This is a genomic window from Pseudomonas sp. UBA6315 (assembly GCF_002438125.1).
GTDB classification, from domain to species: domain Bacteria; phylum Pseudomonadota; class Gammaproteobacteria; order Pseudomonadales; family Pseudomonadaceae; genus Aquipseudomonas; species Aquipseudomonas faucium.
In genome coordinates this window covers 3,131-25,875 of sequence record NZ_DJTF01000163.1, presented here as the reverse complement: position 1 = coordinate 25,875, position 22,745 = coordinate 3,131, and the positions used below count along the sequence as shown (strand labels likewise).

The following is a 22,745-nucleotide window of genomic DNA, read 5'->3' as shown; positions in this document are numbered from 1 at the left end:
TGGCCACTTCGGCGATGATCGGTGCTGCACCGGTACCGGTACCGCCGCCCATGCCGGTGGTGATGAACACCATGTTGGTGCCTTGCAGCACTTCGGCGATGCGCTCACGGTCTTCCAGCGCGGCCTGACGGCCGACTTCCGGATTGGCGCCGGCACCCAGACCTTTGGTCACGCCGGTACCCAGTTGCAGGATGGTGCGTGCGCCGATGTTTTTCAGCGCCTGGGCATCGGTGTTGGCGCAGATGAACTCGACGCCTTCGATGCTGCTCTTCACCATGTGGTTGACGGCGTTGCCGCCGCCACCGCCGACGCCGATCACTTTGATGACCGGGCTTTGCGGGACGTTGTCTACGAGCTCGAACATTTTCCCTCTCCTTACAGTTCTCTAGTTGTCGCGCCTACCACTACTGCTTTGAAACTTAGAAGTTGCCCTGGACCCAGCGCTTGAAGCGTTCAAGCACTGGAGCCTTCGGTTCATCGCCATAGCTGTTGTTGCTGCTGTTGCTGTTACCGGTCAGGACCATGTCCTCGGACTGCTTGAGCAGGCCGTAGGTGAGCAGGCCCACGCCGGTGGAATAGATCGGGTTGCGCACCACGTCGCTGAGCCCCCGAACGCTGTGCGGCACGCCCAGGCGTACCGGCATGTGGAAGATTTCCTCGGCCAATTCCACGGCGCCTTCCATCTTCGCGGTGCCGCCGGTGAGGACGATGCCGGCTGGCACCAGGTCCTCGTAGCCGCTGCGGCGCAGCTCGGCCTGGATCAGGGTGAAGAGCTCGTCGTAACGCGGCTCCACCACCTCGGCCAGGGCCTGGCGCGACAGCTCGCGCGGTGGGCGGTCACCCACGCTCGGCACCTTGATGGTCCCGCCGGCGCCGGCCAGCTTGGCCAGGGCGCAGGCGTAGCGGATCTTGATTTCCTCGGCGTACTGGGTCGGCGTGCGCAGGGCCATGGCGATGTCGTTGGTCACCTGGTCGCCGGCAATCGGGATCACCGCGGTGTGGCGGATGGCGCCTTCGGTGAAGATGGCGATGTCGGTGGTGCCGCCGCCGATGTCCACCAGGCACACGCCCAGTTCCTTTTCATCGTCGGTCAGCACCGAGTAGGCCGAAGCCAGCTGCTCGAGGATGATGTCGTCGATTTCCAGGCCACAGCGGCGCACGCATTTTTCGATGTTCTGCGCCGCGTTGACTGCGCAGGTGACCACGTGGACCTTGGCTTCCAGGCGCACGCCAGACATGCCCAGCGGCTCGCGCACGCCTTCCTGGTTGTCGATCACGTAGTCCTGCGGCAGGGTGTGCAGCACGCGCTGGTCGGCCGGAATGGCCACGGCCTGGGCGGCGTCGAGCACGCGCTCGAGGTCGGCCACGCTGACTTCGCGGTCGCGGATGGCGACGATGCCGTGGGAGTTCAGGCTGCGGATGTGGTTGCCGGCCACGCCGACGAACGCCGAGTGGATGCGGCAGCCGGCCATCAGCTGGGCTTCTTCCACCGCACGCTGGATCGACTGCACGGTCGACTCGATGTTCACCACCACGCCCTTCTTCAGGCCGCGGGACGGATGGGTACCGATACCCACGATCTCCAGGGTGCCGTCTTCGCCCACTTCACCCACCAGCGCCACCACCTTGGAGGTGCCGATGTCCAGCCCGACGATCATTTTGCCGCTATGCGCGTTTGCCATGGTCCTGCCTCTCTCTAATTCTTCGCAACGGCGGGTTGGGCCGTCGTCGGTGCGTTCGGTTCCCGCCAACCAACGGCAAGTCCGTTGGCATAACGCAGATCAATGCGGGCGATGTTGGTGATCTGCTCTTTGAGTGTCTTGTCGTAAATGGCAATGAAACGGCGCATCTTCTCTACCAGATGGTCGCGCCCCAGCAGCAGCTCGATGCCCGGCCCGGTGCTGCCGGCACCGGTGGTCAGGAACCAGCTGCCGCGCTCGCGCAGCTCCAGGCGAGCGATGGAAAAGCCCAGGGGGCGCAGCATCTGGCTCAGTACCTGATACTGCTGCATGACTTGCTGCTGGGCACGCTGCGGCCCGGCCAGCTGCGGCAGGTGCTCGTAGTTGGCCAGCTCGCGCGGGGTAAAGGCCTGGCCCTGGTTGTTGAGCAAGGCTTCATCACCCCAGCGCGCCACCGGCAGCTGTTCTTCCAGGCGGATCACCACCTCGTCCGGCCACACCCGGCGCACTTCGGCGTGGGCGATCCACGGCATCTGCTCGAGCTCCGCGCGCATCGCGGTGAGGTCGACGCTGAAGAAGCTCGCCGCGACATACGGGGCGATACGCTGCTGCACCGACTGCTGGCTGATGTAGCTGAGGTCGCCCTGCACGTCGATCTTGGTGATCGGGCGGTCGGCGTAGGGCATCAGGCGAATGGCACCTTCATAGGCGCCAAAGCCTGCGGCCACCAGCAACACCGGCCACAGCAGGCGCTTGAGGCCGCCCAGGCTCGGCCGCGGCAGGCGCGCCGATACGGGCTCGTCGGCCACCAGTCGGCTGGCACCGCGCGGCACCGGCTTGCTACGGCCGGTAACGGGTTGCTGCTGACGTATCATCGCGCCTTGCATGATGGTTTAACCTCGCGTCGCGACGCTGTCGGCCAGGATCGCCAGCACCAGTTGCTGGAAGTCCAGGCCGGCCGCGCGGGCCGCCATGGGCACCAGGCTATGATCAGTCATGCCCGGTGCGGTGTTGACTTCGAGCAGCCAGAACCGGCCCTGCTCGTCCTGCATCACGTCCAGCCGGCCCCAGCCTTCGATGCCGATGGCATCACAGGCGCGCGCGGTCAGGGCGATCAGTTCCTGCTCCTTGGCACTGTCCAGGCCGCATGGGATGCGGTACTGGGTGTCATTGGCGATGTACTTGGCGTCGTAGTCGTAGAACACGTGCGGGGTGCCCAGGGCGATCGGCGGCAGCACCTGGCCACGCAGAACGGCGATGGTGAACTCCGGGCCGTGGATCCACTGCTCGACCAGAACCTGCGAATCGTAATTGGCGGCATCCTGCCAGGCGGCGACCAGCTCTTGCACGCTGTTCACCTTGGCCATGCCGATGCTGGAACCTTCATGGGCAGGTTTGACGATCAACGGGAAGCCCAGTTCCGCACCCGCGGCAATACAATCCTGTTCGCTGGCCAGCACGGCGTGGCGCGGGGTCGGAATGCCCAGGCTCTGCCACACCTGCTTGGTACGCAGCTTGTCCATGGCCAGGGCGGAAGCGAGGATGCCACTGCCGGTGTAGGGGATGCCCAGGCACTCGAGCAGGCCCTGCATGCTGCCGTCTTCGCCGCCACGGCCGTGGAGGATGATGAAGGCGCGGTCGACCTTCTCGCTCTGCAGGCGCGCCAGCAGGTCATCGCCCACATCGATGGCGACCACGTCGACACCGGCGCTGCTCAGCGCCTCGATCACCGCCTTGCCCGACTTCAGGGAAACCTCGCGCTCGGCGCTCTTGCCGCCGTACAGCACGGCCACGCGGCCGAAGGCCTTGACGTCGAGGGTGGAATGCAGCTTGTCGTAGGCGCTGGTCATTTCGACTTCTCCTGCTTGGCGCCTGCGAACAGCGGGCTTTTCATCAGTTGCGGGGCCAGGCCACCGACGTCACCGGCACCCTGGCACAGCAGGATGTCGCCGGCGCGCAGCAGCGGCTGCACCAGCGGCGCCAGCTCGGCGCCACGTTCGATGTAGATCGGGTCGAGCTTGCCGCGCTGGCGGATGCTGTGGCACAGCTGGCGGCTGTCGGCGCCCGGGATCGGCTCTTCGCCGGCCGGGTAGACCTCCATCAGCAGCAGCACGTTGGCATCGCCCAGCACTTGTACGAAATCGTCGTACAGGTCGCGGGTGCGGCTATAGCGGTGCGGCTGGTAGACAATGACCAGGCGACGGCTTGGCCAGCCACCGCGCACGGCCTTGATCACCGCGGCCACTTCGGTCGGGTGGTGACCGTAGTCGTCGACCAGCATCACGCTGCCGCCGTCGACCGGCAGTTCGCCGTAGACCTGGAAGCGCCGGCCAACGCCCTGGAAGCCGGACAGGCCCTGGACGATGGCTTCGTCGCTGATGCCTTCGTCAGTGGCGATGGCAATGGTGGCCAAGGCATTGAGCACGTTGTGGTTGCCCGGCATGTTCACCGACACGTCCAGCGGCTCGCAGTCACGGCGCAGCACGGTGAAGTGGGTCTGCATGCCTTGCTGGCGCACGTTGATGGCGCGGATGTCGGCCTCTTCGCTGAAGCCGTAGGTGACGGTCGGGCGCTTGACCTGCGGCAGGATCTCGCGCACCACCGGGTCGTCCAGGCACATCACGGCCAGGCCGTAGAACGGCAGGTTGTGCAGGAATTCGACGAAGGTTTTCTTCAGCTTGTTGAAGTCACCTTCGTAGGTGGCCATGTGGTCGGCGTCGATGTTGGTGACCACGGCAACCATCGGCTGCAGGTGCAGGAAGCTGGCGTCGCTCTCATCGGCTTCGGCGATCAGGTAGCGGCTGGTGCCCAGCTGCGCGTTGGTGCCGGCTGCGGTCAGGCGGCCACCGATGACGAAGGTCGGGTCCAGGCCGCCGGCGGCGAACACCGAGGCCAGCAGGCTGGTAGTGGTGGTCTTGCCGTGGGTACCGGCCACGGCCACGCCATGGCGATAGCGCATCAGCTCGGCGAGCATCTCGGCGCGCGGCACCACCGGAATGCGCCGCTCCAGGGCGGTGGCAACTTCCGGGTTGGCCGGGTTGATGGCGCTGGACACGACCAGCACATCGGCATTGGCTGCGTTCTCGGCACGGTGGCCGACGAAGATCTCGGCGCCGAACGACTCCAGCCGCTCGGTGACCGGCGATGCCTTGAGGTCGGAACCGGACACTTCATAGCCCAGGTTCAGCAGCACTTCGGCGATGCCGCACATGCCCACGCCGCCGATACCGACGAAGTGGATGCGACGGATGCGGCCCATCTTCGGCTGGGGCATGGCTTTCTGGCTTTCAACCATGGGCCACCTCCAGGCAGATATCGACCACGGTGCTGGTTGCAGCAGGTTTGGCCAGGCGCCGTGCGGTGCCTGCCATGGTGTTGAGTTTCTCGGGTTGCATCAGCACCTCGTTCAGGCGTTCAGCGAGTTGCGCTGCGCCAGTTGTCGCTTGTGGCATGAGGAAGGCGGCGCCTTCCCGAGCCAGATATTGGGCGTTGTGGGTCTGGTGGTCGTCGATCGCATGGGGCAATGGCACCAGCATCGAAGGCAGGCCAGCCGCGGCGAGTTCGCTGACGGTCAGGGCACCTGCCCGGCACACCACCATGTCGGCCCAGCCATAGGCATGGGCCATGTCCTTGATGAACGGTTCTACCTGGGCCTCGACACCCGCCTCTTGATAACGCTCGGCGGTGATCGGCGCGTGGTTCTTGCCGGCCTGGTGGAACACCTCGGGGCGCAGGCCCGCGGGCACTTCGGACAGGGCCTTAGGCAACAATTTGTTCAATGGTTCCGCACCCAGGCTGCCGCCCATGACCAGCAGGCGCGCACGGCGCTCGGCCAGGGGTGGGCGCTGGGCGTCCATGAACAGTTCGGCACGCACCGGGTTGCCGGTGGTACGCAGCTTGTCGCTGGCCTCGAAAGTGCCCGGGAAAGCTTCGCAGACTCGCGCCGACAGCGGCACCAGCAGCCGATTGGCGGTACCGGCGCGGGCATTCTGTTCGTGGATCACCAGCGGCACCCCGCACAACCGTGCAGCCACACCGCCAGGGCCGGTCACATAACCGCCGAAGCCCAGCACGCAGACCGGCTTGAGCTGGCGGATGATGCGCCGCGCCTGGAGCACGGCCTTGACCAGGGTGAACGGCGCCTTGAGCAGCGACAGCTTGCCCTTGCCGCGCAGGCCGGTGACCTGGATCAGGTGCAGCGGCAGGCCGGCCTGGGGCACCAGTTCGTTCTCGATGCCTCGTGGCGTGCCCAGCCAGTGCACGCTGTAACCGCGGGCCTGGAATTCACGGGCGCAGGCCAGGGCCGGGAACACGTGGCCGCCGGTACCGCCCGCCATGATCAAGACATTTTTGCCGTCAGCGGCCATGGCTGGTCTCCTCGGCAAAGTCGCTTTCCTTGAATTCGTGCTCTTCGCTGCCCAGGTGCGTGCGGCTCTCCCACTCGATGCGCAGCAACAGGCCCACGCAGGCACAGCAGATCACCAGCGAGCTGCCCCCGTAGCTGAGGAACGGCAGGGTCAGGCCCTTGGTCGGCAGCAGGCCGACGTTCACCCCGATGTTGATCAGGAACTGGCCGATCCACAAAAATGCCAGGCCGAAGGCCATGTAGGCGGCGAAGAACTGCTTGGCCTTCTCGGCCCACAGGCCGATGTACAGAGCCCGCACGGTGACGAAGACGAACAGTGCGATGGTCACCAGCGAACCTACCACGCCCAGCTCTTCGGCCAATACCGAGAACACGAAGTCGGTGTGCGCTTCGGGCAGGTAGAACTGCTTCTGCACGCTGTTGCCAAGGCCCACGCCCAGCCACTCGCCACGACCGAAGGCGATCAGTGCCTGGGTCAGCTGGTAGCCGGAGCCGAACTGGTCGGACCAGGGGTCGGTGAAGGTGATCAGACGCGCCATTCGGTAGGGCTGCGCCTGAACCAGCACGAACACCGCCAGCACCGCCAGCACCACCATCAGGCTGAAGCGGAACAGCCCCACCCCACCCAGGAACAGCATGGCCGCCGCCGCCCCCATCATCACCACGGTGGCGCCGAAGTCCGGCTCCATCAGCAGCAAGGCGGCCATGGGCAGCAACACGATGAACGGCTTGAAGAAGCCCATCCAGGTTTCGCGCACCTCGGTCTGCCGACGCACCAGATAGCCGGCCAGGTAGATGACCACGAACACCTTGGCGATTTCCGAAGGCTGCACGTTGAAGAAGCTGAAGCCGATCCAGCGCATCGAGCCGTTCACCTCGCGCCCGATGCCGGGCACCAGCACCATCACCAGCAGGCCGAAGGCGCCGATCAGCATCATGAAGCCCATGCGCTGCCAGGTGGCGATCGGCACCAGCATGGTGGCGCCGCAGGCGACCAGGCCGAGGAACACGTACACCAGATGGCGGAACATGTGGTACAGCGGGTTGCCGGACTGAACGGCGGCCACTTCCGAGGACGCCGAGGTGATCATCACCAGGCCCAGGCCAAGCAGCGCCAGGCAGCCAGCCAGCAGCGGGAAGTCGAGGTCGATGCCACGGCCGCTGATCAGCGGCGACGGATACGGCTTGAGGATGCCGAAGATCATGCCAGCCCCCCCGCCGCCTGGGCGAACAGGCGCCCGCGTTCTTCGTAGTTCTTGAACATGTCGAAGCTGGCACAGGCAGGCGATAGCAGCACGGCGTCGCCAGGCTGGGCCAGCGCGGCGCATTGCTGCACAGCATCGTCGAGGCTGGTGGCCCACACCTGAGGCACGGCATCGCCCAAGGCGTCGGCGATGTGCTGGGCATCACGGCCCATCAGCACCACGGCGCGGCAGAAGCGCGCTACCGGCTCGCGCAGTCCGGCAAAATCGGCGCCCTTGCCGTCGCCACCGGCGATCAGCACCAGCTTGCCTTCGATGTCGGCGCCCAGGCCTTCGATGGCAGCCAGGGCCGCGCCGACGTTGGTGGCTTTGGAATCGTCGTACCAGTTAACGCCGTTGCGCTCACGTACCCACTGGCAGCGATGGACGAGGCCGCCGAATTCACGCAGGGCCTGGAGCATTGGCTCGAACGGCAGGCCAGCGGCATGGCCCAGGGCCAGGGCGGCCAGGGCGTTGCTCTGGTTGTGCGCGCCGCGGATCTTCAGCTCACGCGCTGGCATCAGGTTCTGGAACTCGAAGGCCAGGTACTTCTCGCCATTCACTTCACGCAGGCCGAAGGCCTTGAAGTCCGGCGCATTGAGGCCGAAGGTCCAGCATGGGCGGCCTTCCACCGGCAGCGGCCGGCTCAGCGCATCCTGGCGGTTGACCACCACCTGGCGGGCACCACGGAAGATCCGGTGCTTGGCCAGGTGATAGGCCGGCAGGCCGCTGTAGCGGTCCATGTGGTCTTCGCTGATGTTCAGCACGGTGGCCACTTCGGCATTGAGCTGGTCGGTGGTTTCCAGCTGGAAGCTCGACAGCTCCATGACGTACAGCTCGACGTCATCACTGAGCAGGTCCAGGGCTGGCGTGCCCAGGTTGCCGCCGACAGCCACACGTTTGCCTACCTGGGCGGCCATCTCGCCGACCAGGGTGGTTACCGTGCTCTTGGCGTTGGAACCGCTGATGGCGATGATCGGCGCCTTGGCATGGCGGGCGAACAGCTCGATGTCGCCGGACAGCTTCACGCCGCGCGCCGCCGCCTGCTGCAGGGCCGGGGTGGCCAGGGCCAGGCCGGGGCTCACGTACAGCTCGCTGGCGCGGCACAGGAAGTCCACGTCCAGTTCCCCACAGCGCACTTCCACCTGCGGGTAGTCACGGCGCAGGGTGTCCAGTTCCGGCGGTTGCTCGCGGGTGTCGGCGACCGCAAAGGCAATGCCCCGGCTCGCCAGGAAGCGAACCAGGGACATGCCGCTCTTGCCGAGGCCGACAACGATGCGGAATTGGTCGGAAGCGATCAGTGACACGCTCGTCTACCTCAGTTTCAGGGTTGCAAGGCCGATCAGCACCAGAATCACGGTGATGATCCAGAAGCGGACGATCACACGTGGCTCGGGCCAACCCTTGAGTTCAAAGTGGTGGTGGATCGGTGCCATGCGGAACACGCGCTTGCCGGTCAGCTTGAAGGAGGCGACCTGGATCACCACCGACAGGGTTTCCACGACAAAGATGCCGCCCATGATGAACAGGACGATTTCCTGGCGCACGATCACCGCGATGGTGCCCAGCGCAGCACCGAGTGCCAGCGCACCGACGTCACCCATGAACACTTGCGCAGGGTAGGTGTTGAACCACAAGAAGCCCAGCCCGGCACCGATCAGCGCGCCACAGAACACGATCAGCTCGCCCGAACCCGGCACGTAGGGGATCAGCAGGTATTCGGCGAATTTCACGTTGCCCGACAGGTAGCAGAAGATGCCCAGGGCACCGCCGACCATCACCGTCGGCATGATCGCCAGGCCGTCGAGGCCATCGGTCAGGTTGACCGCGTTGCTCGAACCGACGATGACGAAGTAGGTCAGCACGACGAAGCCGATACCCAGCGGAATGGTGACGTCCTTGAGGAACGGCACGATCAGCGTGGTCTCGACGCTGGTCGGCGCGGTCATGTAAAGGAACACCGCCGCGCCCAGGCCGAATACCGACTGCCAGAAGTACTTCCAGCGGCTGGGCAGGCCACGCGAGTTCTTTTCGATCACCTTGCGGTAGTCGTCGACCCAGCCGATGGCACCGAACAGCAAGGTGACGATCAGCACCACCCAGACGTAGCGGTTGCTCAGGTCGGCCCACAGCAAGGTGCTGACGCCGATAGCGGAAAGGATCAAGGCACCGCCCATGGTGGGGGTGCCGGATTTGGACAGGTGCGATTGCGGGCCGTCATTACGAACGGCCTGACCGATCTGGCGGATCTGCAGGGTACGGATCATCCACGGGCCCAGCCACAGCGCCAGCGACAACGCGGTCAGTACACCGAGGATCCCGCGCAGGGACAGGTACTGGAAGACCGCGAAGCCTTTGTGGAACTGTTGCAGATACTCAGCCAACAGCAGCAGCATTAATGTTTCTCCCCGCTGGCACCGCACAAAGCCGCCACGACGTTTTCCATCGCAGCGCTGCGCGAGCCCTTGATCAAGATAGTGGTGTCGCTGGCTGTCTCGGCCTGAACGGCTTCGATCAACTCAGCTTGAGTAGCGAAATGGCGGCCATTGGCGCCGAACGCCTTGACCGCATGTGCCATGTTGGTGCCCACCGCGTACAGGGCGTCGACCTTGCCACGTGCGTAGTCGCCCACCTGACGGTGGCCTTCTTCGGCCCATTGGCCCAGCTCGCCGATATCCCCCAGCACCAGAACGGTGCGCCCGGAAAAGCCGGCGAGTATATCAATGGCCGCGCACATCGAGGTGGGATTTGCGTTGTAGCTGTCGTCAATCACCCGCACACCGTTGGCGGCAATCTGCGCCACGGTACGGCCCTTGACCGGCTGCACCGCGTTCAGGCCGGCAGCAATGCCGCTCAGGCTCAGACCAACGGCATGGGCGGCGGCAGCGGCGGCCAGGGCGTTGCTGACGTTGTGCTCGCCCAGCACGTTGAGCTGCACGTCCACCGAATCCCCGGCGCCATGCAGCCTGAAGGATGGGCAGCCACGCGCATCGCGACCGATGCCGGTGGCGTAGAAGTCGGCGCGCACGTCCTTGCGGGCGAAACTGATGACTTTGTGCGTACCGGCGCGCGCCTTCCAGGTGGCGAAGGCCTTGTCATCCAGGTTGAGAATGGCAATGCCGCCCTCGCCCAGGCCTTCGAGGATTTCGCCCTTGGCTTCGACGATCTTTTCCGGGCCGCCGAACTCGCCCACGTGGGCAGTGCCGGCGTTATTGATGACGACCACCTGCGGCTGGGTCAGGCCAACGGTGTAGCGGATTTCGCCGATGCGCGAAGCGCCCAGCTCGATCACTGCGGCGCTGTGCTCGGCAGCGATTTCCAGCAGGGTCAGCGGGGCACCGAGGTCGTTGTTCAGGTTGCCGCGGGTAGCGTGTACCAGGCCACGGGTGCGCAGGATGCTGGCGAGCATTTCCTTGACCGTGGTCTTGCCACTGGAGCCGGTGATGGCAACGACGGGCTTGTCGAACGCAGCGCGGTTCAACGCGCCGAGCTGGCCCAGGGCCAGGCGGCTGTCGGCGACCACCAGCTGCGGCAGATCGACGCCTGCGACCTCGCGCTCGACCAGCGCGGCGACGGCGCCCTTGGCTTTCACGTCGGCCAGGTAGTCATGGCCGTCGAAACGTGGGCCCGCGAGGGCGACGAACAACTGCCCGGCACCCACGCTGCGGCTGTCGATGCTGACGCCGGTGAAGCTGGCATCGGCGCCGACCTGGCGAGCACCCAGTGCCGTGGTCAGCTGGCTGAGTGTCATGGGTTCAAGCATGTGGAGCCTCCCAGGCTGCAAGTGCCTTCTCGGCTTCGACCAGATCGGAGAAATCATGGCGTTCGCCATTGATCTCCTGGTAATCCTCGTGCCCCTTGCCGGCCAGGACGATCACATCGTTGGCGGCGGCGGAGGCGATCAGGTGGGCAATGGCCTCACCGCGGCCAGCGACGAACTCGACGTCGGCAGGCTGGGCGAAACCAGGACGAATATCGGCGAAGATGCCTTGCGGGTCTTCGGTACGCGGGTTGTCGTCGGTGACCAGCACGCGGTCAGCCAGGCGCTCGGCCACTTGCGCCATCAGCGGGCGCTTGCCGCGATCGCGGTCGCCGCCACAGCCGAACAGGCACAGCAGCTGCCCATGGGCATGTGGGCGCAAGGCTTCGAGAACCTTTTCCAGGGCATCGGGGGTGTGCGCGTAATCCACCACCACCAATGGCTTGTCACCGCCGCCCAGGCGCTGCATGCGGCCTACCGGGCCTTGCAGTTGCGGGGTGACCTTGAGGATTTCGTCGAGCGAATAATCCAGCGCCAGCAGCGTGGCGACGGCGGCCAGCACGTTGCTCAGGTTGAAACGCCCCAGCAGCTGGCTGCGCAGGGTACGCTCGCCCTGGGCGGTCACCAGCGTGGCGCGCACACCATCGTCACTGAACGCAGCTTCGCGGCAGAACAGCGAGGCGTCGGGGTTTTCCAGGCTGTAGCTGAGCAGGCGGGTTTCGACGTGATCGGCACTCGGCCGGCGGGCGAAGTCATCCGCCAAGCGGCGACCGAAGGCATCATCGAGATTGACCACTTGGCAACGCAGGCTCGGCCAGGCGAACAGCTTGGCCTTGGCGGCCTCGTAGGCCTCCATGCTGCCGTGGTAGTCGAGGTGGTCGCGGGACAGGTTGGTCATCACCGCGATATCGAATTCCAGCGCAGCGACCCGCCCTTGCTCCAGGGCATGCGAGGAAACCTCCATGGCCACGGCCTTGGCGCCGGCCTTCTTGAGGTCGTACAGGGTCGACTGCACCGCGATCGGGTCAGGCGTGGTCAAGCGGCCGCTCTGCAGCTCACCGAAGAAACCGGTACCCAAGGTACCGATCAGGCCGCAACGCTGGCCAAGCGCATCGAGCGCCTGGGCCACCAGCTGGGTGACGCTGGTCTTGCCGTTGGTGCCGGTCACGCCCACCAGGTTCAGCTGGCGGCTTGGCTCGCCATAGAAGCTGCCGGCGATGCGCGAAAGCTGCGAAACCAGGCCCTTGACCGGAATCAGCGGCGCATCGGTGATCGGCAGCACGCTGGCGCCCTGCTCTTCATAGGCCACCGCGGCGGCACCACGGGCCAGGGCGTCGGCGATATGGTCACGGCCATCGACCTTGGCACCCGGCACGGCCAGGAACAGGTCGCCCGGGCGCACGGCGCGGCTGTCCAGGGTCAGTTCACGAATCAGCGGATCGCGGCTGGCGTGGGCGAAAAGCTTGCTCAATGGCATTGTCATCATCCACGCCCTCCCTTGGCGGGTGCTGCATTCACTTGTTGCTGTTCGGTCGTCGGCGGCAGGTTGTCCGGCGGCACGTTCATCAGCCGCAGGGTGCCCGACATGACTTTGCTGAACACCGGCGCCGATACCAGGCCGCCGAAGTAGCCACCCTTGCTCGGCTCGTCGATGACCACGACGATGGCGTAGCGCGGGTCGCTCATCGGGCCGAAGCCGGCGAACAGCGAGCGGTAGGCGTTTTCGGTGTAGCCCTTGGAGCCGACGGTGGCCTTGCGCGCGGTACCGGACTTGCCGGCCACGTGATAGAACGGCACCTGGGCACGGAATACCCCGCGCGGCGCCTCGATCACCTGCTGCAGCATGCCCTGCACGGTTTCGGCGGTTTCCTTGGGGATCGCCTGCACCGCTTCCGGCGCCTTGTCGACCTTGAGGATCGACAGCGGCACCATCTTGCCGTCGTTGGCCAGTGCCGCGTAGGCGTGCACCAGTTGCAGGGCGGTCACCGACACGCCGTAGCCGTAAGACAGGGTCGCGGTTTCGGCCTTGCGCCACTCGCGGTGGTTGGGCAGGTTGCCGACGCGCTCGCCCGGGAAGCCCAGGCCGGTGTACTGGCCCAGGCCGACCTGGGACATGACCCGGTAGATGGCCTCGCCACCGATATCGAAGGCGATCTTGCTCATGCCCACGTTACTGGAGTTGATCAGGATGCCGGTCAGGTCGAGGATCGGGCCTTCGCTTCTGGACACGTCCTTGATGGTGTAGCGGCCGATCTGCAGGCTGCCCGGGTACACCTCGACCTTGTCGGTAGGCTTCCAGCGCCCGCTCTGCAGGGCGGCGCTCATGGAAATCGGCTTGACCGTCGAGCCCGGCTCGAACACGTCGATGATCGCCCGGTTGCGCATGGCCGCCGGGAACATGCTGCGGCGGTTGTTCGGGTTGTAGGTCGGCTGGTTGACCATGGCCAGGACTTCACCGGTCTTGACGTCCATGATCACCAGGCTGCCGGCCTTGGCGTCCTGCTCGGCGATGGCGTTGCGCAGCTCGCGGGTGGCCAGGTATTGCAGGCGCAGGTCGATGGACAACGCCAAGGTCTTGCCGGCCTTGGCGTTCTTGGTCACCTGGATGTCCTTGATCAGCCGGCCGCGCCGGTCCTTGATCACCTGCCGCTTGCCGGGCACCCCGGCGAGCCACTCATCGTAGGCCAGCTCCACCCCTTCACGGCCGTGGTCGTCGAGGTCGGTGAAGCCGACCATGTGCGCGGTGACGTCACCGGCCGGGTAGAAGCGGCGGAATTCTTCGAGGCCATAGACACCAGGCATCTTCAGGTCCAGCACGTGCTGGCCCTGCTCCGGGGTCAGGCCGCGGACCAGGTAGATGAATTCCTTGTTGGCTTGCTGGGTCAGGCGCTCGGTCAGCTGCTGGGCGTTCTGCCCCAGCGCGGCGGCGAGCTGCGGCCAGCGGTCCTTGGAGGCCTGCATTTCCTTGGGGTTGGCCCAGAGGGTAGTGACCGGGGTACTGACGGCCAGGGGCTCGCCGTTGCGGTCGGTGATCAGGCCACGGTGCGCTGGAATCGGAATATGCCGCAAGCTGCGGGCATCGCCCTGGCCCTTGAGGAAATCACGGTCGACCACCTGCAGGTCGATGATGCGCCAGCAGATGGCACCCACCATCACGGCCAGCAAGCCGATCACCACCCGGAAGCGCCACGGGTAGAGTGCGCCTTCGAGCTTCATCATGGCGCCACCATCCGCACTTCGTCAGCCGCCGGCACGCGCATCTTCAACTGCTCGGACGCCAGGTTCTCGATGCGGCTGGCGGCGGTCCAGGTGCTTTGCTCAAGGATCAGCCGGCCCCACTCGGCCTGGGCCTTGTCGCGTTCGCTCAACTCGCCGTAAAGGGTGTTGAGCAGCTGGCGATTCCAATGCGCGCTGTAGGAGACCGCGATGGCCGAAACGAGCACAGCGACGAACAGCAGAAGCATCAGGAAGCTTCCGCCTGGCAAAGGTTTGGCAAAGAGCCGGCTCACCGAAGCTTCTCCGCCACCCGCATCACGGCGCTGCGCGACCGCGGGTTGGCCTTGAGTTCGGCTTCGGAGGCGAACTGTGCCTTGCCGATGAGCTTGATCTTGGGCTCGAAGGCCTTGTGCTGTACCGGCAGGTTGCGTGGCAGGTTGTCGGCCTCGCCCTTGACCAGCTTGCGCATGAACAGCTTGACGATGCGGTCTTCCAGCGAGTGGAAGCTGATCACCGCCAGGCGGCCGCCGACTTCCAGGGCATCGAGCGCCGCTTCAAGGCCGGCCTCGAGGTCGCCCAGTTCGTTGTTGACGTGAATGCGCAGGCCCTGGAAGGCGCGGGTAGCCGGGTTCTTGCCCTTTTCCCACGCCGGGTTGGCGACCTTGAGCACTTCGGCGAGGTCAGCGGTACGGGTGAACGGCTGCTTTTCGCGGCGCTCGACCACGGCACGCGCCATGCGCCCGGCAAAGCGCTCTTCGCCGTATTCCTTGAATACCCGGGCGATTTCCTCCACGGGCGCGGTCGCAATGAATTCGGCTGCGCTGATGCCCTGGTCAGGGTTCATGCGCATGTCCAGCGGGCCATCGTTGAGGAAGCTGAAGCCGCGCTCGGGGTCATCCAGCTGCGGCGAGGACACGCCCAGGTCGAGCAGGATGCCGCTGACCTTGCCGGCCAGGCCGCGCTCGGCCACTTCGGCGCCCAACTCGGCAAAGCTGCGCTGCACAATGACAAAGCGGCCGTCTTCGGCCGCCAGCGCTTGCCCGGTGGCAATCGCTTGAGGATCTTTGTCGAAGCCCAGCAGCCGCCCTTGCGGCCCGAGCTTGCTGAGGATCAGGCGGCTGTGCCCGCCTCGGCCGAAGGTGCCGTCCAGATAGCAACCGTCGGCGCGCAGGGCCAATGCCTCGACAGCTTCGTCGAGCAGGACGGTAATGTGGTTGAAGCCGCTATCTATGGTCACAGGATCAGGTCACGCAAATCGTCGGGCATGGCGCCCGGTTGTTGGATAGCTGCAAGGTCGGCTGCCGAAACCACGTTCCAGGCATCCTCATCCCACAGCTGGAATTTGTTCAGCTGCCCCACCAGCATCGCCTTCTTGTCCAGCTTGGCGTACTCACGCAGGCGGGGCGGTACCAGGAAACGACCACTGCCATCGAGCTCCAGGTCAACCGCATTACCGATCAGCAAACGCTGCAGGCGGCGGTTTTCCTCACGCAACGACGGCAAGGCACGCAACTTGGCTTCAATCTGTTCCCACTCATCGAGGGGATAAACACACAAGCAGGGGTCAACGGCGTCGATGGTCACGATCAGCTGACCATTGCAACGCGAATCGAGCTCGTCACGGTACCGGCTCGGCATGGCGAGACGGCCTTTTGCATCGAGGCTGACGGCGTTGGCTCCGCGGAACACGGCTGCGATTCCCCACAATGTTAGCTTTTTTGTGCCAGAAAACCCACTTCATCCCACTTTCTGCCACTTGCGCACACTATAGGAATCCGTCCGCTGCACCGTCAAGGCACGTTCATAAGGAAAACCCTTACAGGACCGAGATTTAGCGCGATATAGGAAGGTGGAAGGAATACCGGAGGATGAAAAAAACGTGAAAAATCAAACCGACGCAAACACATGCAGTTCGAAGTTAAAGTGATTTATTAAGAGTAAGATTTTTTCGGTATTACCAGAGGGGGATCTGCTATCGATTAAGCAGGAGGGAGGGAGGTGGAGAGTCGATCTGTAAGCCGGGTTTTGTCGAGGACAGTCATTCCTCTACGACGGCCATCACTGGACGCCTCTAGCAACCTACCCGGTTCCGACGCGGGCCACGCCTAATGGAACCCTATTTGGTCTTGCTCCGAGTGGGGTTTACCTAGCCACGAACTGTTGCCAGCCGTGCGGTGCGCTCTTACCGCACCTTTTCACCCTTACCGGCACCGAAGTGCTTAGGCGGTTATTTTCTGTGGCACTTTCCGTAGGCTCGCGCCTCCCAGGCGTTACCTGGCACTCTGCCCTATGGAGCCCGGACTTTCCTCCCCCTTCCTTTGCGGAACAAAAGAAGGCAGCGACTGTCCGATCGACTCTCCGCCGACAAGGTTAACGGCAGCCGCGCCCAAGAACAAGCGACAGTGCAAATTATATCAAAGTGCCACTACTGAAGTTTCTGCTTTTCCAGGGCCAATTGATACAACACGTTCTTGCGCACACCGGTAATTTCAGCCGCCAGGGCTGCCGCACGCTTGAGCGGCAACTCCGCCAGCAGCAAGTCCAGCACGCGCTGCGCGTCGGCGCTGACGCCCTCCTCGCCTTCCGGCGCGCTCCAGCCACCGACCAGCACCACGCACTCGCCGCGCTGCTGGTTGCTGTCGCCTGCGACGAATGCGCGCAGCTCACCCAGCGGCAGGCCCTTGAGGGTCTCGAAGGTCTTGGTCAGCTCACGCGCCAGCAACGCCGGGCGCTCGGCACCGAAGACCAGCTCCATGTCTTCCAGGCATTCGAGGATACGGTGTGGCGCCTCGTAGAAGATCAGCGTGCGCGGCTCTTCCTTGACCTGCTCCAGGCGCGCACGACGGCCTGCGGCCTTGGCCGGCAGGAAACCTTCGAAGATGAACCGGTCCGAAGGCATGCCAGCAGCGGACAGCGCGGCAATCAGCGCGCAGGCACCGGGCACCGGCACCACCTTGACCCCTGCGGCGCGGGCCTGGCGCACCAGGTGATAGCCCGGGTCGGAAATCAGCGGCGTACCGGCATCGGAAACCAGCGCCACGTCCTCCCCCGCCAGCAGCTTGCCGATGAAACGCCCACCCTCGTCACGCTCGTTGTGCTCATGGCAGGCCGCCAGGGGCGTGTCGATGCCGAAATGCTGCAGCAGGCGAATCGAATGCCGGGTGTCTTCGGCGGCGATCAAGGCAACGTCGGCCAATACCTTCAAGGCCCTGGCGCTCATGTCGTCCAGGTTGCCGATGGGGGTAGCGACCACATACAGCGTCCCCACGGTGGATTTCGAAACCCCTGCCACATCAGTCACTGCGCACACCTGTCTTTCGGATCAAAGGCGCCATTGTAGCCCGAGCACCGGCAACAGGGCGCAAAGAACTTCGCCAACGGCCTGCGCCTGGGCACCTATAGTGAAGGTTCGGCATACAGCAACATCGCGCCCGGGCCGCCGCTTGGGTACAATTGCCGGCCAACTTGATCGAGTAACAGGACCTTTACATGATCGCTTGCCTGCGGCTGTTCACAGCCCTCTGCCTCGCCGCCCTGCTGGCAGCCTGCGCCAGCTCGCCCTCATCCAGCCTGGGCGAACTGCCACGCACGCCGGACGCCAGCATCGAGCAACTGCTCGAAAAGGCGGCCACCAGCAAGTCCGCGCAAGACGCCGCCCTGCTGCGCCTGAGCGCCGCCGACCTGGCCTACAAGCAGAAGGACTACCCACGCGCCGCACGCATCCTCGAGCAAGTGCCGATGGACACGCTCAAGCCTGCCCAGCAGATCTTCGCCGCCACCCTCGGCGCCGAGCTGGCGATGAGCCGCAACCAGCCCAAGGCCGCCCTGGCCGCCTTGTCGCACCCAAGCCTGCAACATATCGGTGAACTGCCGGAAGAACAGCAGGTACGCACCTACAGCGTGCACGCCGCCGCCCTGGAAGCCGATGGCCAGGCCCTCGCCGCCGCCCAGCAGCGCGTGCTGCTGACCCCGCTGCTCAGCGGCCAGGCCGCCAGCGCCAACAACGATGCCATCTGGGCGCTGGTCGCCTCGCTGCCGCCCGAGCAATTGCAGCAGCCGGCCAACAACGAAACCCTGGCCGGCTGGACCAGCCTGGCCCTGGCAGTAAAAAGCGCCGGTACCCTGGAACAGCAACAGGCGGCCATCGACACCTGGCGCAAGCAGCACCCGGACCACCCCGCTGCCAAGCAACTGCCGCTGGCCCTGACCAAGCTCAAGGAGCTGGCCAGCCAGCCGCTGACCAAGATCGGCCTGCTGCTGCCCCAGGAAGGCCCGCTGGCGGGTGTTGCCCGCGCCCTGCGTGACGGCTTCATGGCCGCGCACTTCCAGGCTCAGCAGGCAGGCCAGCAAGCGCCGGCAGTTCAGGTCTACGACAGCTCGCGCATCGGCTCGCTCGACGACTTCTACCGCCAGGCCCAGGCCGACGGCGTGCAGCTGGTCATCGGCCCGCTGGAAAAGCCACTGGTCAAGAAGCTCGCCGCCAATACCCAGCTGCCGATCAACACCCTCGCCCTGAACTACGCCGACGCCGGCCAGAAGGCTCCGCCACAATTGTTCCAGTTCGGCCTTGCCGCCGAGGACGAAGCCCGCGAAGTGTCCCGCCGCGCCCGCGCCGACGGCATGGTCCGTGCCGTGGCCCTGGTGCCGAGCGGCGAATGGGGCGACCGCGTACTGGCTGCCTTCCGTCAGGACTGGGAAGGCAACGGCGGCACCATCATCGCTGCCGAGCGCATCGCCCAGCCGGTCGCCCTGGCGCAACAGATCGCCAACCTGTTCCAGCTGCGCCAGAGCGAAAGCCGTGCACAGAGCCTGCAGAGCACCGTAGGCGGCAGCATCGCCGCGCAGCCGTCGCGCCGCCAGGACATCGACTTCATCTTCCTCGCCTCGACCCCACAACAGGCGCAGCAGATCAAGCCGACCCTGAACTTCCAGTACGCCGGTGACGTGCCGGTCTACGCCACCTCGAACCTGTACAGCGCCAGCGGCGACGTGAACCAGTACAACGACATGAACGGCATTCGCTTCTGCGAAACCCCGTGGCTGCTCGACACCAGCAACAGCCTGCGTCAGCAGGTGGTGCAGCAATGGCCACAAGCCGCCGGCAGCCTCGGCCGCCTGTACGCCATGGGCGTCGATGCCTACAGCCTGGCGCCACGCCTGGGCCAGCTGAAGGCACTGCCGGACAACCGCGTACAAGGCCTCTCCGGCAGCCTGAGCATGAATGCCAGCCAGCGCATCGAGCGCCAGCTGCCATGGGCCGAGTTCTCCGGCGGCCAGGTCAAGCGCCTGCCGGACACCAGCCGCTGATGCCGGACGCATCGCCCACCAGCGCTGGCCAGGCTGCCGAACAGCAAGCCCTTGAGCACCTTCAAGGGCAAGGCTTGCAGCTGCTGACGCGCAATTGGCGATGCAAAGGAGGCGAGCTTGATCTGGTCATGCTCGACGCCGATACAGTAGTATTCGTCGAAGTCCGCTACCGGTTGCATGCGGGCTTTGGCGGCGCCCTCGGCAGTATCGACGGGCGCAAGCAGAAACGGTTGGTGCTTGCCGCCAGCCTGTTCCTGCAGAAGGAGTCCCGCTGGGCCGATTACCCCTGCCGCTTTGACGTTGTCGCCCTGCAGGGCAGCCACCATGCAGGCCTTCCGCTTCAATGGCTGAAAAACGCCTTCGAATGCTGAACCCACTCCACTATTTTTGCTCTATGTTTCGCGGGCTGGTCCCTGTTGCGCGTAGCAAAGGCCACCGCCCCACTTAAGGTCACCAGATGGACATGCAATCCCGAATTCGCCGGCTGTTCCAGGCCAGCATCGACACCAAGCAACAGGCAATGGACATCCTGGCACCGCACATCGAGCAGGCCAGCCTGGTCATGGTCAATGCGCTACTCAACGAGGGCAAGATGCTCGCCTGCGGCAACGGCGGCTCGGCTGGCGACGCCCAGCACTTCTCGTCGGAGCTGCTCAACCGCTTCGAGCGCGAGCGCCCGAGCCTGCCGGCCATCGCCCTGACCACCGACAGCTCGACGCTGACCTCGATCGCCAACGACTACAGCTACAACGAAGTCTTCTCCAAGCAGATTCGCGCCCTGGGCCAGCCCGGCGACGTTCTGCTGGCGATTTCTACCAGTGGCAACTCGGCCAACGTGATTCAAGCGATCCAGGCGGCACATGATCGCGAAATGATTGTCGTAGCATTGACCGGGCGTGACGGTGGCGGCATGGCGTCGCTGCTGCTGCCGGAAGATGTGGAAATCCGCGTCCCTTCGACGGTCACTGCACGTATTCAGGAAGTCCACCTGCTGGCGATCCACTGCCTGTGCGATCTGATCGACAGCCAACTGTTCGGGAGTGAAGAATGATCCCCAAGCGCCTCGGCCTGATGGCCCTGACCCTGTGCCTGAGCGTCACCGGCTGCAGCTCGGTACTGACCTCGACCCGCAATTCGCCGATCGAGGATGATCGCGGCACACGCACCATCGGCAGCAAGATCGACGACTCGCTGATCGAGACCAAAGCCTCGGTGAACATCGCCAAGGCCAGCCCGGATCTGGACAAGAGCTCGCACATCGTCGTCAGCAGCTACAACGGCATCGTGCTGTTGGCCGGGCAAACCCCGCGCGCCGACCTCAAGAGCCTGGCCGAGCAGACTGCCAGCCAGGTGCAGCGGGTCAAGAAGGTGCACAACGAACTGCAGGTGATGCAGCCCTCCTCCATCCTCGCGCGCAACAACGACGCCTGGCTGACCACCAAGATCAAGACGCAGATGCTGACCGACAACGCCGTGCCCAGCTCGCGCATCAAGGTCATCACCGAGAACGGTATCGTCTATCTGCTCGGCCTGGTGACCCAGCAGGAGGCCAACTCGGCCACTGCCGTGGTGCAGGGCGTGTCGGGCGTGCAGAAGATCGTCAAGCTGTTCGAGTACATCGACTGATTTCACCGACCTGTTAGGGCCTCATCGCCGGCAAGCCGGCTCCCACAGAAACGCCACAATCTCGAAGTTTGTGGGCTCCTGTGGAGCGGGCTTGCCGGCGATGAGGCCCTAACAGGCAACGCCTTACCCTTCAGAACCCCAGGAAACACCGCATGAAAAAGCTTCTGCTGCCTGCCCTGCTGATCGGCGCTTTCGCCACCCTGGCCGGCTGCTCCACCCCTAGCCTGATCACCCTCAACGACGGCCGCGAATTCCAGGCAGTCGACGCGCCGCGCTACGAGAAGGCCACCGGCTTCTACGAGTTCCAGCAACTGGACGGCAAGCGCACCCGCATCAACAAGGACCAGGTACGCACCATCAGCGACCTGTAATGGCGGGCCGGCAATGAAAAAGGCGATCCATTCGGATCGCCTTTTTTGTTACTTGACCACCTTCAGGCTTGGCCGGCCACTTGGGCGCGGCGGCTGCCCCCCGCCTTCTGGCGGGCCATCGTCGTCAGGCTCGACACCTTCTTCCTCTAGCTCGTCATCTTGCATGACCGGCGGCTCCAGCTCGAAGACCATGCCCTGGCCGTTTTCACGGGCATAGATCCCGAGAATGGCAGCGGCCGGCACGAACAGCGAATGGGACACACCACTGAAACGCCCCTCGAAGCTCACCGCTTCGTTGTCCATGTGCAGGTTGCGCACGGCACTGGGGGAGATGTTCAGGACGATCTGGCCGTCACTGGCGAAGCCTTGCGGCACCTGGACAGCCGGGTACTCGGCATTGACCAGCATATGAGGGGTGCAATCGTTGTCGACGATCCACTCGTACAGTGCTCGAACCAGATAGGGGCGACTGGAGTTCATCAACGGCTCCTTAAAGCTTGCGCATTTCACGTTCAACAGAGGACAGGCTCGCCAGAAATGGCTCGCGGGCGAACTGTCGCTCCATGTAATCCAGCAGCGGCTTGGCTTGCCGCGGCAGTTCGATACCCAACACCGGCAAACGCCAGAGTATGGGCAGTAGACAGCAATCGACCAGGCTTTGCTCATCGCTCATGAAACAGGCGAATTCGCCAAACAGAGGCGACACGCCCGTGAGGCTCTCGCGCAGCGCCTTGCGTGCCTCGGTACGGGCGGCATCCTTGCTGCGCGGGTCGAGTATGGTATCAGCCAGGGCGCACCAGTCGCGCTGGATGCGATGCATCAGCAAGCGGCTGTTACCGCGCGCCACCGGGTACACCGGCATCAATGGCGGATGTGGATAACGCTCCTCGAGGTATTCCATCACCACGGTCGATTCATACAACGCCAGGTCACGATCGACCAGGGTCGGCACAGTGCCGTAAGGGTTTACTTCAACCAGCTTCGGCGGAAGGCGAGCGGGATCGACGTCGATGACCTGCACGCTGACGCCTTTCTCGGCGAGCACGAGGCGTACCCGATGAGAATAATGGTCAGCGGGGTCGGAATAGCAGGCTAACCGGTTGGTTGCGCCCATGTAGCGCCTCCTCGCAAGGGATGCTTGTGAAACTGTAAATGAAAACGCGCCCGGGGCGTCCTGGC

The 22,745-nt window shown here is 64.7% G+C and carries 22 protein-coding genes, 1 other RNA gene and 1 pseudogene; 5 read left to right on the top strand and 19 right to left on the bottom strand.

Going from position 1 to position 22,745, the window contains the following annotated elements; all coding sequences use genetic code 11:
- From B3E94_RS18795 to rsmI, 17 genes and pseudogenes are all read right to left on the bottom strand, one after another.
- Positions 1-364 (bottom strand): annotated as a pseudogene (locus B3E94_RS18795) (cell division protein FtsZ); the annotation flags it as partial.
- Between the two features lie 55 nt (positions 365-419).
- The gene (ftsA, locus tag B3E94_RS18790) at positions 420-1,682 is read right to left on the bottom strand and encodes a cell division protein FtsA (protein ID WP_286914645.1); all 1,263 of its coding nucleotides are present in this window, start codon (positions 1,680-1,682) and stop codon (positions 420-422) included.
- Between the two features lie 14 nt (positions 1,683-1,696).
- Positions 1,697-2,566 carry a cell division protein FtsQ/DivIB gene (locus tag B3E94_RS18785; RefSeq protein ID WP_176512395.1) on the bottom strand — a complete coding sequence of 290 codons (870 nt, stop codon included), beginning with the start codon at positions 2,564-2,566 and terminating at the stop codon, positions 1,697-1,699.
- 6 nt (positions 2,567-2,572) lie between these two features.
- Positions 2,573-3,529, bottom strand: coding sequence for a D-alanine--D-alanine ligase (locus B3E94_RS18780; protein WP_286914644.1), 957 nt, complete (start codon positions 3,527-3,529; stop codon positions 2,573-2,575).
- On the bottom strand, positions 3,526-4,974 hold the full coding sequence (murC, locus tag B3E94_RS18775) for a UDP-N-acetylmuramate--L-alanine ligase (protein ID WP_286914643.1): 1,449 nt from the start codon (positions 4,972-4,974) through the stop codon (positions 3,526-3,528). Before murC ends, B3E94_RS18780 begins: the two co-directional genes overlap by 4 nt.
- Positions 4,967-6,046, bottom strand: coding sequence for an undecaprenyldiphospho-muramoylpentapeptide beta-N-acetylglucosaminyltransferase (murG, locus tag B3E94_RS18770; RefSeq protein WP_176512391.1), 1,080 nt, complete (start codon positions 6,044-6,046; stop codon positions 4,967-4,969). The genes murC and murG overlap by 8 nt, the downstream gene beginning before the upstream one ends.
- On the bottom strand, positions 6,036-7,250 hold the full coding sequence (ftsW, locus tag B3E94_RS18765; protein WP_371871938.1) for a putative lipid II flippase FtsW: 1,215 nt from the start codon (positions 7,248-7,250) through the stop codon (positions 6,036-6,038). Before ftsW ends, murG begins: the two co-directional genes overlap by 11 nt.
- The gene (murD, locus tag B3E94_RS18760; protein WP_286914641.1) at positions 7,247-8,593 is read right to left on the bottom strand and encodes a UDP-N-acetylmuramoyl-L-alanine--D-glutamate ligase; all 1,347 of its coding nucleotides are present in this window, start codon (positions 8,591-8,593) and stop codon (positions 7,247-7,249) included. The genes ftsW and murD overlap by 4 nt, the downstream gene beginning before the upstream one ends.
- Positions 8,594-8,599: 6 nt before the next feature.
- Entirely contained in the window at positions 8,600-9,682 is a 1,083-nt protein-coding gene (mraY, locus tag B3E94_RS18755; protein ID WP_176512388.1) for a phospho-N-acetylmuramoyl-pentapeptide-transferase, read from the bottom strand.
- Positions 9,682-11,049 carry a UDP-N-acetylmuramoyl-tripeptide--D-alanyl-D-alanine ligase gene (locus B3E94_RS18750; RefSeq protein WP_286914640.1) on the bottom strand — a complete coding sequence of 456 codons (1,368 nt, stop codon included), beginning with the start codon at positions 11,047-11,049 and terminating at the stop codon, positions 9,682-9,684. The genes mraY and B3E94_RS18750 overlap by 1 nt, the downstream gene beginning before the upstream one ends.
- Entirely contained in the window at positions 11,042-12,532 is a 1,491-nt protein-coding gene (locus B3E94_RS18745) for a UDP-N-acetylmuramoyl-L-alanyl-D-glutamate--2,6-diaminopimelate ligase (RefSeq protein WP_414708163.1), read from the bottom strand. Before B3E94_RS18745 ends, B3E94_RS18750 begins: the two co-directional genes overlap by 8 nt.
- Entirely contained in the window at positions 12,529-14,262 is a 1,734-nt protein-coding gene (locus B3E94_RS18740; protein ID WP_176512966.1) for a peptidoglycan D,D-transpeptidase FtsI family protein, read from the bottom strand. The genes B3E94_RS18745 and B3E94_RS18740 overlap by 4 nt, the downstream gene beginning before the upstream one ends.
- Positions 14,262-14,555, bottom strand: a complete 294-nt coding sequence (gene ftsL, locus B3E94_RS18735; protein WP_176512381.1) for a cell division protein FtsL — start codon at positions 14,553-14,555, stop codon at positions 14,262-14,264. The genes B3E94_RS18740 and ftsL overlap by 1 nt, the downstream gene beginning before the upstream one ends.
- A complete protein-coding gene (gene rsmH, locus B3E94_RS18730; RefSeq protein ID WP_371871936.1) occupies positions 14,552-15,499 on the bottom strand; it encodes a 16S rRNA (cytosine(1402)-N(4))-methyltransferase RsmH in 948 nt (315 codons plus the stop codon). Before rsmH ends, ftsL begins: the two co-directional genes overlap by 4 nt.
- Entirely contained in the window at positions 15,496-15,951 is a 456-nt protein-coding gene (gene mraZ, locus B3E94_RS18725) for a division/cell wall cluster transcriptional repressor MraZ (RefSeq protein WP_016395508.1), read from the bottom strand. Before mraZ ends, rsmH begins: the two co-directional genes overlap by 4 nt.
- A 309-nt stretch (positions 15,952-16,260) precedes the next feature.
- Positions 16,261-16,620: RNase P RNA component class A (gene rnpB, locus B3E94_RS18720), an RNA gene on the bottom strand.
- A 67-nt stretch (positions 16,621-16,687) separates the two neighbouring features.
- Entirely contained in the window at positions 16,688-17,563 is an 876-nt protein-coding gene (gene rsmI / locus B3E94_RS18715; protein ID WP_286914639.1) for a 16S rRNA (cytidine(1402)-2'-O)-methyltransferase, read from the bottom strand.
- A 188-nt stretch (positions 17,564-17,751) separates the two neighbouring features.
- Here rsmI and B3E94_RS18710 point away from each other — a divergent pair, with 188 nt between their 5' ends.
- From B3E94_RS18710 to B3E94_RS18690, 5 genes are all read left to right on the top strand, one after another.
- Positions 17,752-19,569 carry a penicillin-binding protein activator gene (locus tag B3E94_RS18710; protein ID WP_286914637.1) on the top strand — a complete coding sequence of 606 codons (1,818 nt, stop codon included), beginning with the start codon at positions 17,752-17,754 and terminating at the stop codon, positions 19,567-19,569.
- Positions 19,569-19,940 carry a YraN family protein gene (locus B3E94_RS18705; protein WP_176512376.1) on the top strand — a complete coding sequence of 124 codons (372 nt, stop codon included), beginning with the start codon at positions 19,569-19,571 and terminating at the stop codon, positions 19,938-19,940. The genes B3E94_RS18710 and B3E94_RS18705 overlap by 1 nt, the downstream gene beginning before the upstream one ends.
- 86 nt (positions 19,941-20,026) lie before the next feature.
- Positions 20,027-20,620 carry a phosphoheptose isomerase gene (locus B3E94_RS18700; protein WP_012274070.1) on the top strand — a complete coding sequence of 198 codons (594 nt, stop codon included), beginning with the start codon at positions 20,027-20,029 and terminating at the stop codon, positions 20,618-20,620.
- Positions 20,617-21,195 carry a BON domain-containing protein gene (locus B3E94_RS18695; RefSeq protein ID WP_236235251.1) on the top strand — a complete coding sequence of 193 codons (579 nt, stop codon included), beginning with the start codon at positions 20,617-20,619 and terminating at the stop codon, positions 21,193-21,195. Before B3E94_RS18700 ends, B3E94_RS18695 begins: the two co-directional genes overlap by 4 nt.
- 152 nt (positions 21,196-21,347) lie before the next feature.
- Positions 21,348-21,566, top strand: coding sequence for a YgdI/YgdR family lipoprotein (locus B3E94_RS18690; RefSeq protein WP_176512373.1), 219 nt, complete (start codon positions 21,348-21,350; stop codon positions 21,564-21,566).
- Between the two features lie 48 nt (positions 21,567-21,614).
- Here the strand turns inward: B3E94_RS18690 and B3E94_RS18685 are convergent, their stop codons facing one another.
- Complete coding sequence (locus tag B3E94_RS18685) at positions 21,615-22,046, bottom strand: ClpXP protease specificity-enhancing factor (protein ID WP_176512370.1); 432 nt, start codon at positions 22,044-22,046, stop codon at positions 21,615-21,617.
- 10 nt (positions 22,047-22,056) lie between these two features.
- Complete coding sequence (locus tag B3E94_RS18680) at positions 22,057-22,680, bottom strand: glutathione S-transferase N-terminal domain-containing protein (RefSeq protein ID WP_176512368.1); 624 nt, start codon at positions 22,678-22,680, stop codon at positions 22,057-22,059.
- Positions 22,681-22,745: the final 65 nt, after the last annotated feature.

Coding starts and splice junctions, on each gene's coding strand:
- B3E94_RS18700 (WP_012274070.1), top strand. CDS start 20,027: ATGGACATGCAATCCCGAATTCGCCGGCTGTTCCAGGCCAGCATCGAC.
- ftsA (WP_286914645.1), bottom strand. CDS start 1,682: ATGGCAAACGCGCATAGCGGCAAAATGATCGTCGGGCTGGACATCGGC.
- B3E94_RS18685 (WP_176512370.1), bottom strand. CDS start 22,046: ATGAACTCCAGTCGCCCCTATCTGGTTCGAGCACTGTACGAGTGGATC.
- B3E94_RS18705 (WP_176512376.1), top strand. CDS start 19,569: ATGCCGGACGCATCGCCCACCAGCGCTGGCCAGGCTGCCGAACAGCAA.
- B3E94_RS18740 (WP_176512966.1), bottom strand. CDS start 14,262: ATGAAGCTCGAAGGCGCACTCTACCCGTGGCGCTTCCGGGTGGTGATC.
- murG (WP_176512391.1), bottom strand. CDS start 6,046: ATGGCCGCTGACGGCAAAAATGTCTTGATCATGGCGGGCGGTACCGGC.
- B3E94_RS18745 (WP_414708163.1), bottom strand. CDS start 12,532: ATGATGACAATGCCATTGAGCAAGCTTTTCGCCCACGCCAGCCGCGAT.
- B3E94_RS18680 (WP_176512368.1), bottom strand. CDS start 22,680: ATGGGCGCAACCAACCGGTTAGCCTGCTATTCCGACCCCGCTGACCAT.
- ftsW (WP_371871938.1), bottom strand. CDS start 7,250: ATGATCTTCGGCATCCTCAAGCCGTATCCGTCGCCGCTGATCAGCGGC.
- B3E94_RS18750 (WP_286914640.1), bottom strand. CDS start 11,049: ATGCTTGAACCCATGACACTCAGCCAGCTGACCACGGCACTGGGTGCT.
- B3E94_RS18780 (WP_286914644.1), bottom strand. CDS start 3,529: ATGACCAGCGCCTACGACAAGCTGCATTCCACCCTCGACGTCAAGGCC.
- B3E94_RS18785 (WP_176512395.1), bottom strand. CDS start 2,566: ATGCAAGGCGCGATGATACGTCAGCAGCAACCCGTTACCGGCCGTAGC.
- B3E94_RS18695 (WP_236235251.1), top strand. CDS start 20,617: ATGATCCCCAAGCGCCTCGGCCTGATGGCCCTGACCCTGTGCCTGAGC.
- murC (WP_286914643.1), bottom strand. CDS start 4,974: ATGGTTGAAAGCCAGAAAGCCATGCCCCAGCCGAAGATGGGCCGCATC.
- B3E94_RS18710 (WP_286914637.1), top strand. CDS start 17,752: ATGATCGCTTGCCTGCGGCTGTTCACAGCCCTCTGCCTCGCCGCCCTG.
- mraY (WP_176512388.1), bottom strand. CDS start 9,682: ATGCTGCTGCTGTTGGCTGAGTATCTGCAACAGTTCCACAAAGGCTTC.
- B3E94_RS18690 (WP_176512373.1), top strand. CDS start 21,348: ATGAAAAAGCTTCTGCTGCCTGCCCTGCTGATCGGCGCTTTCGCCACC.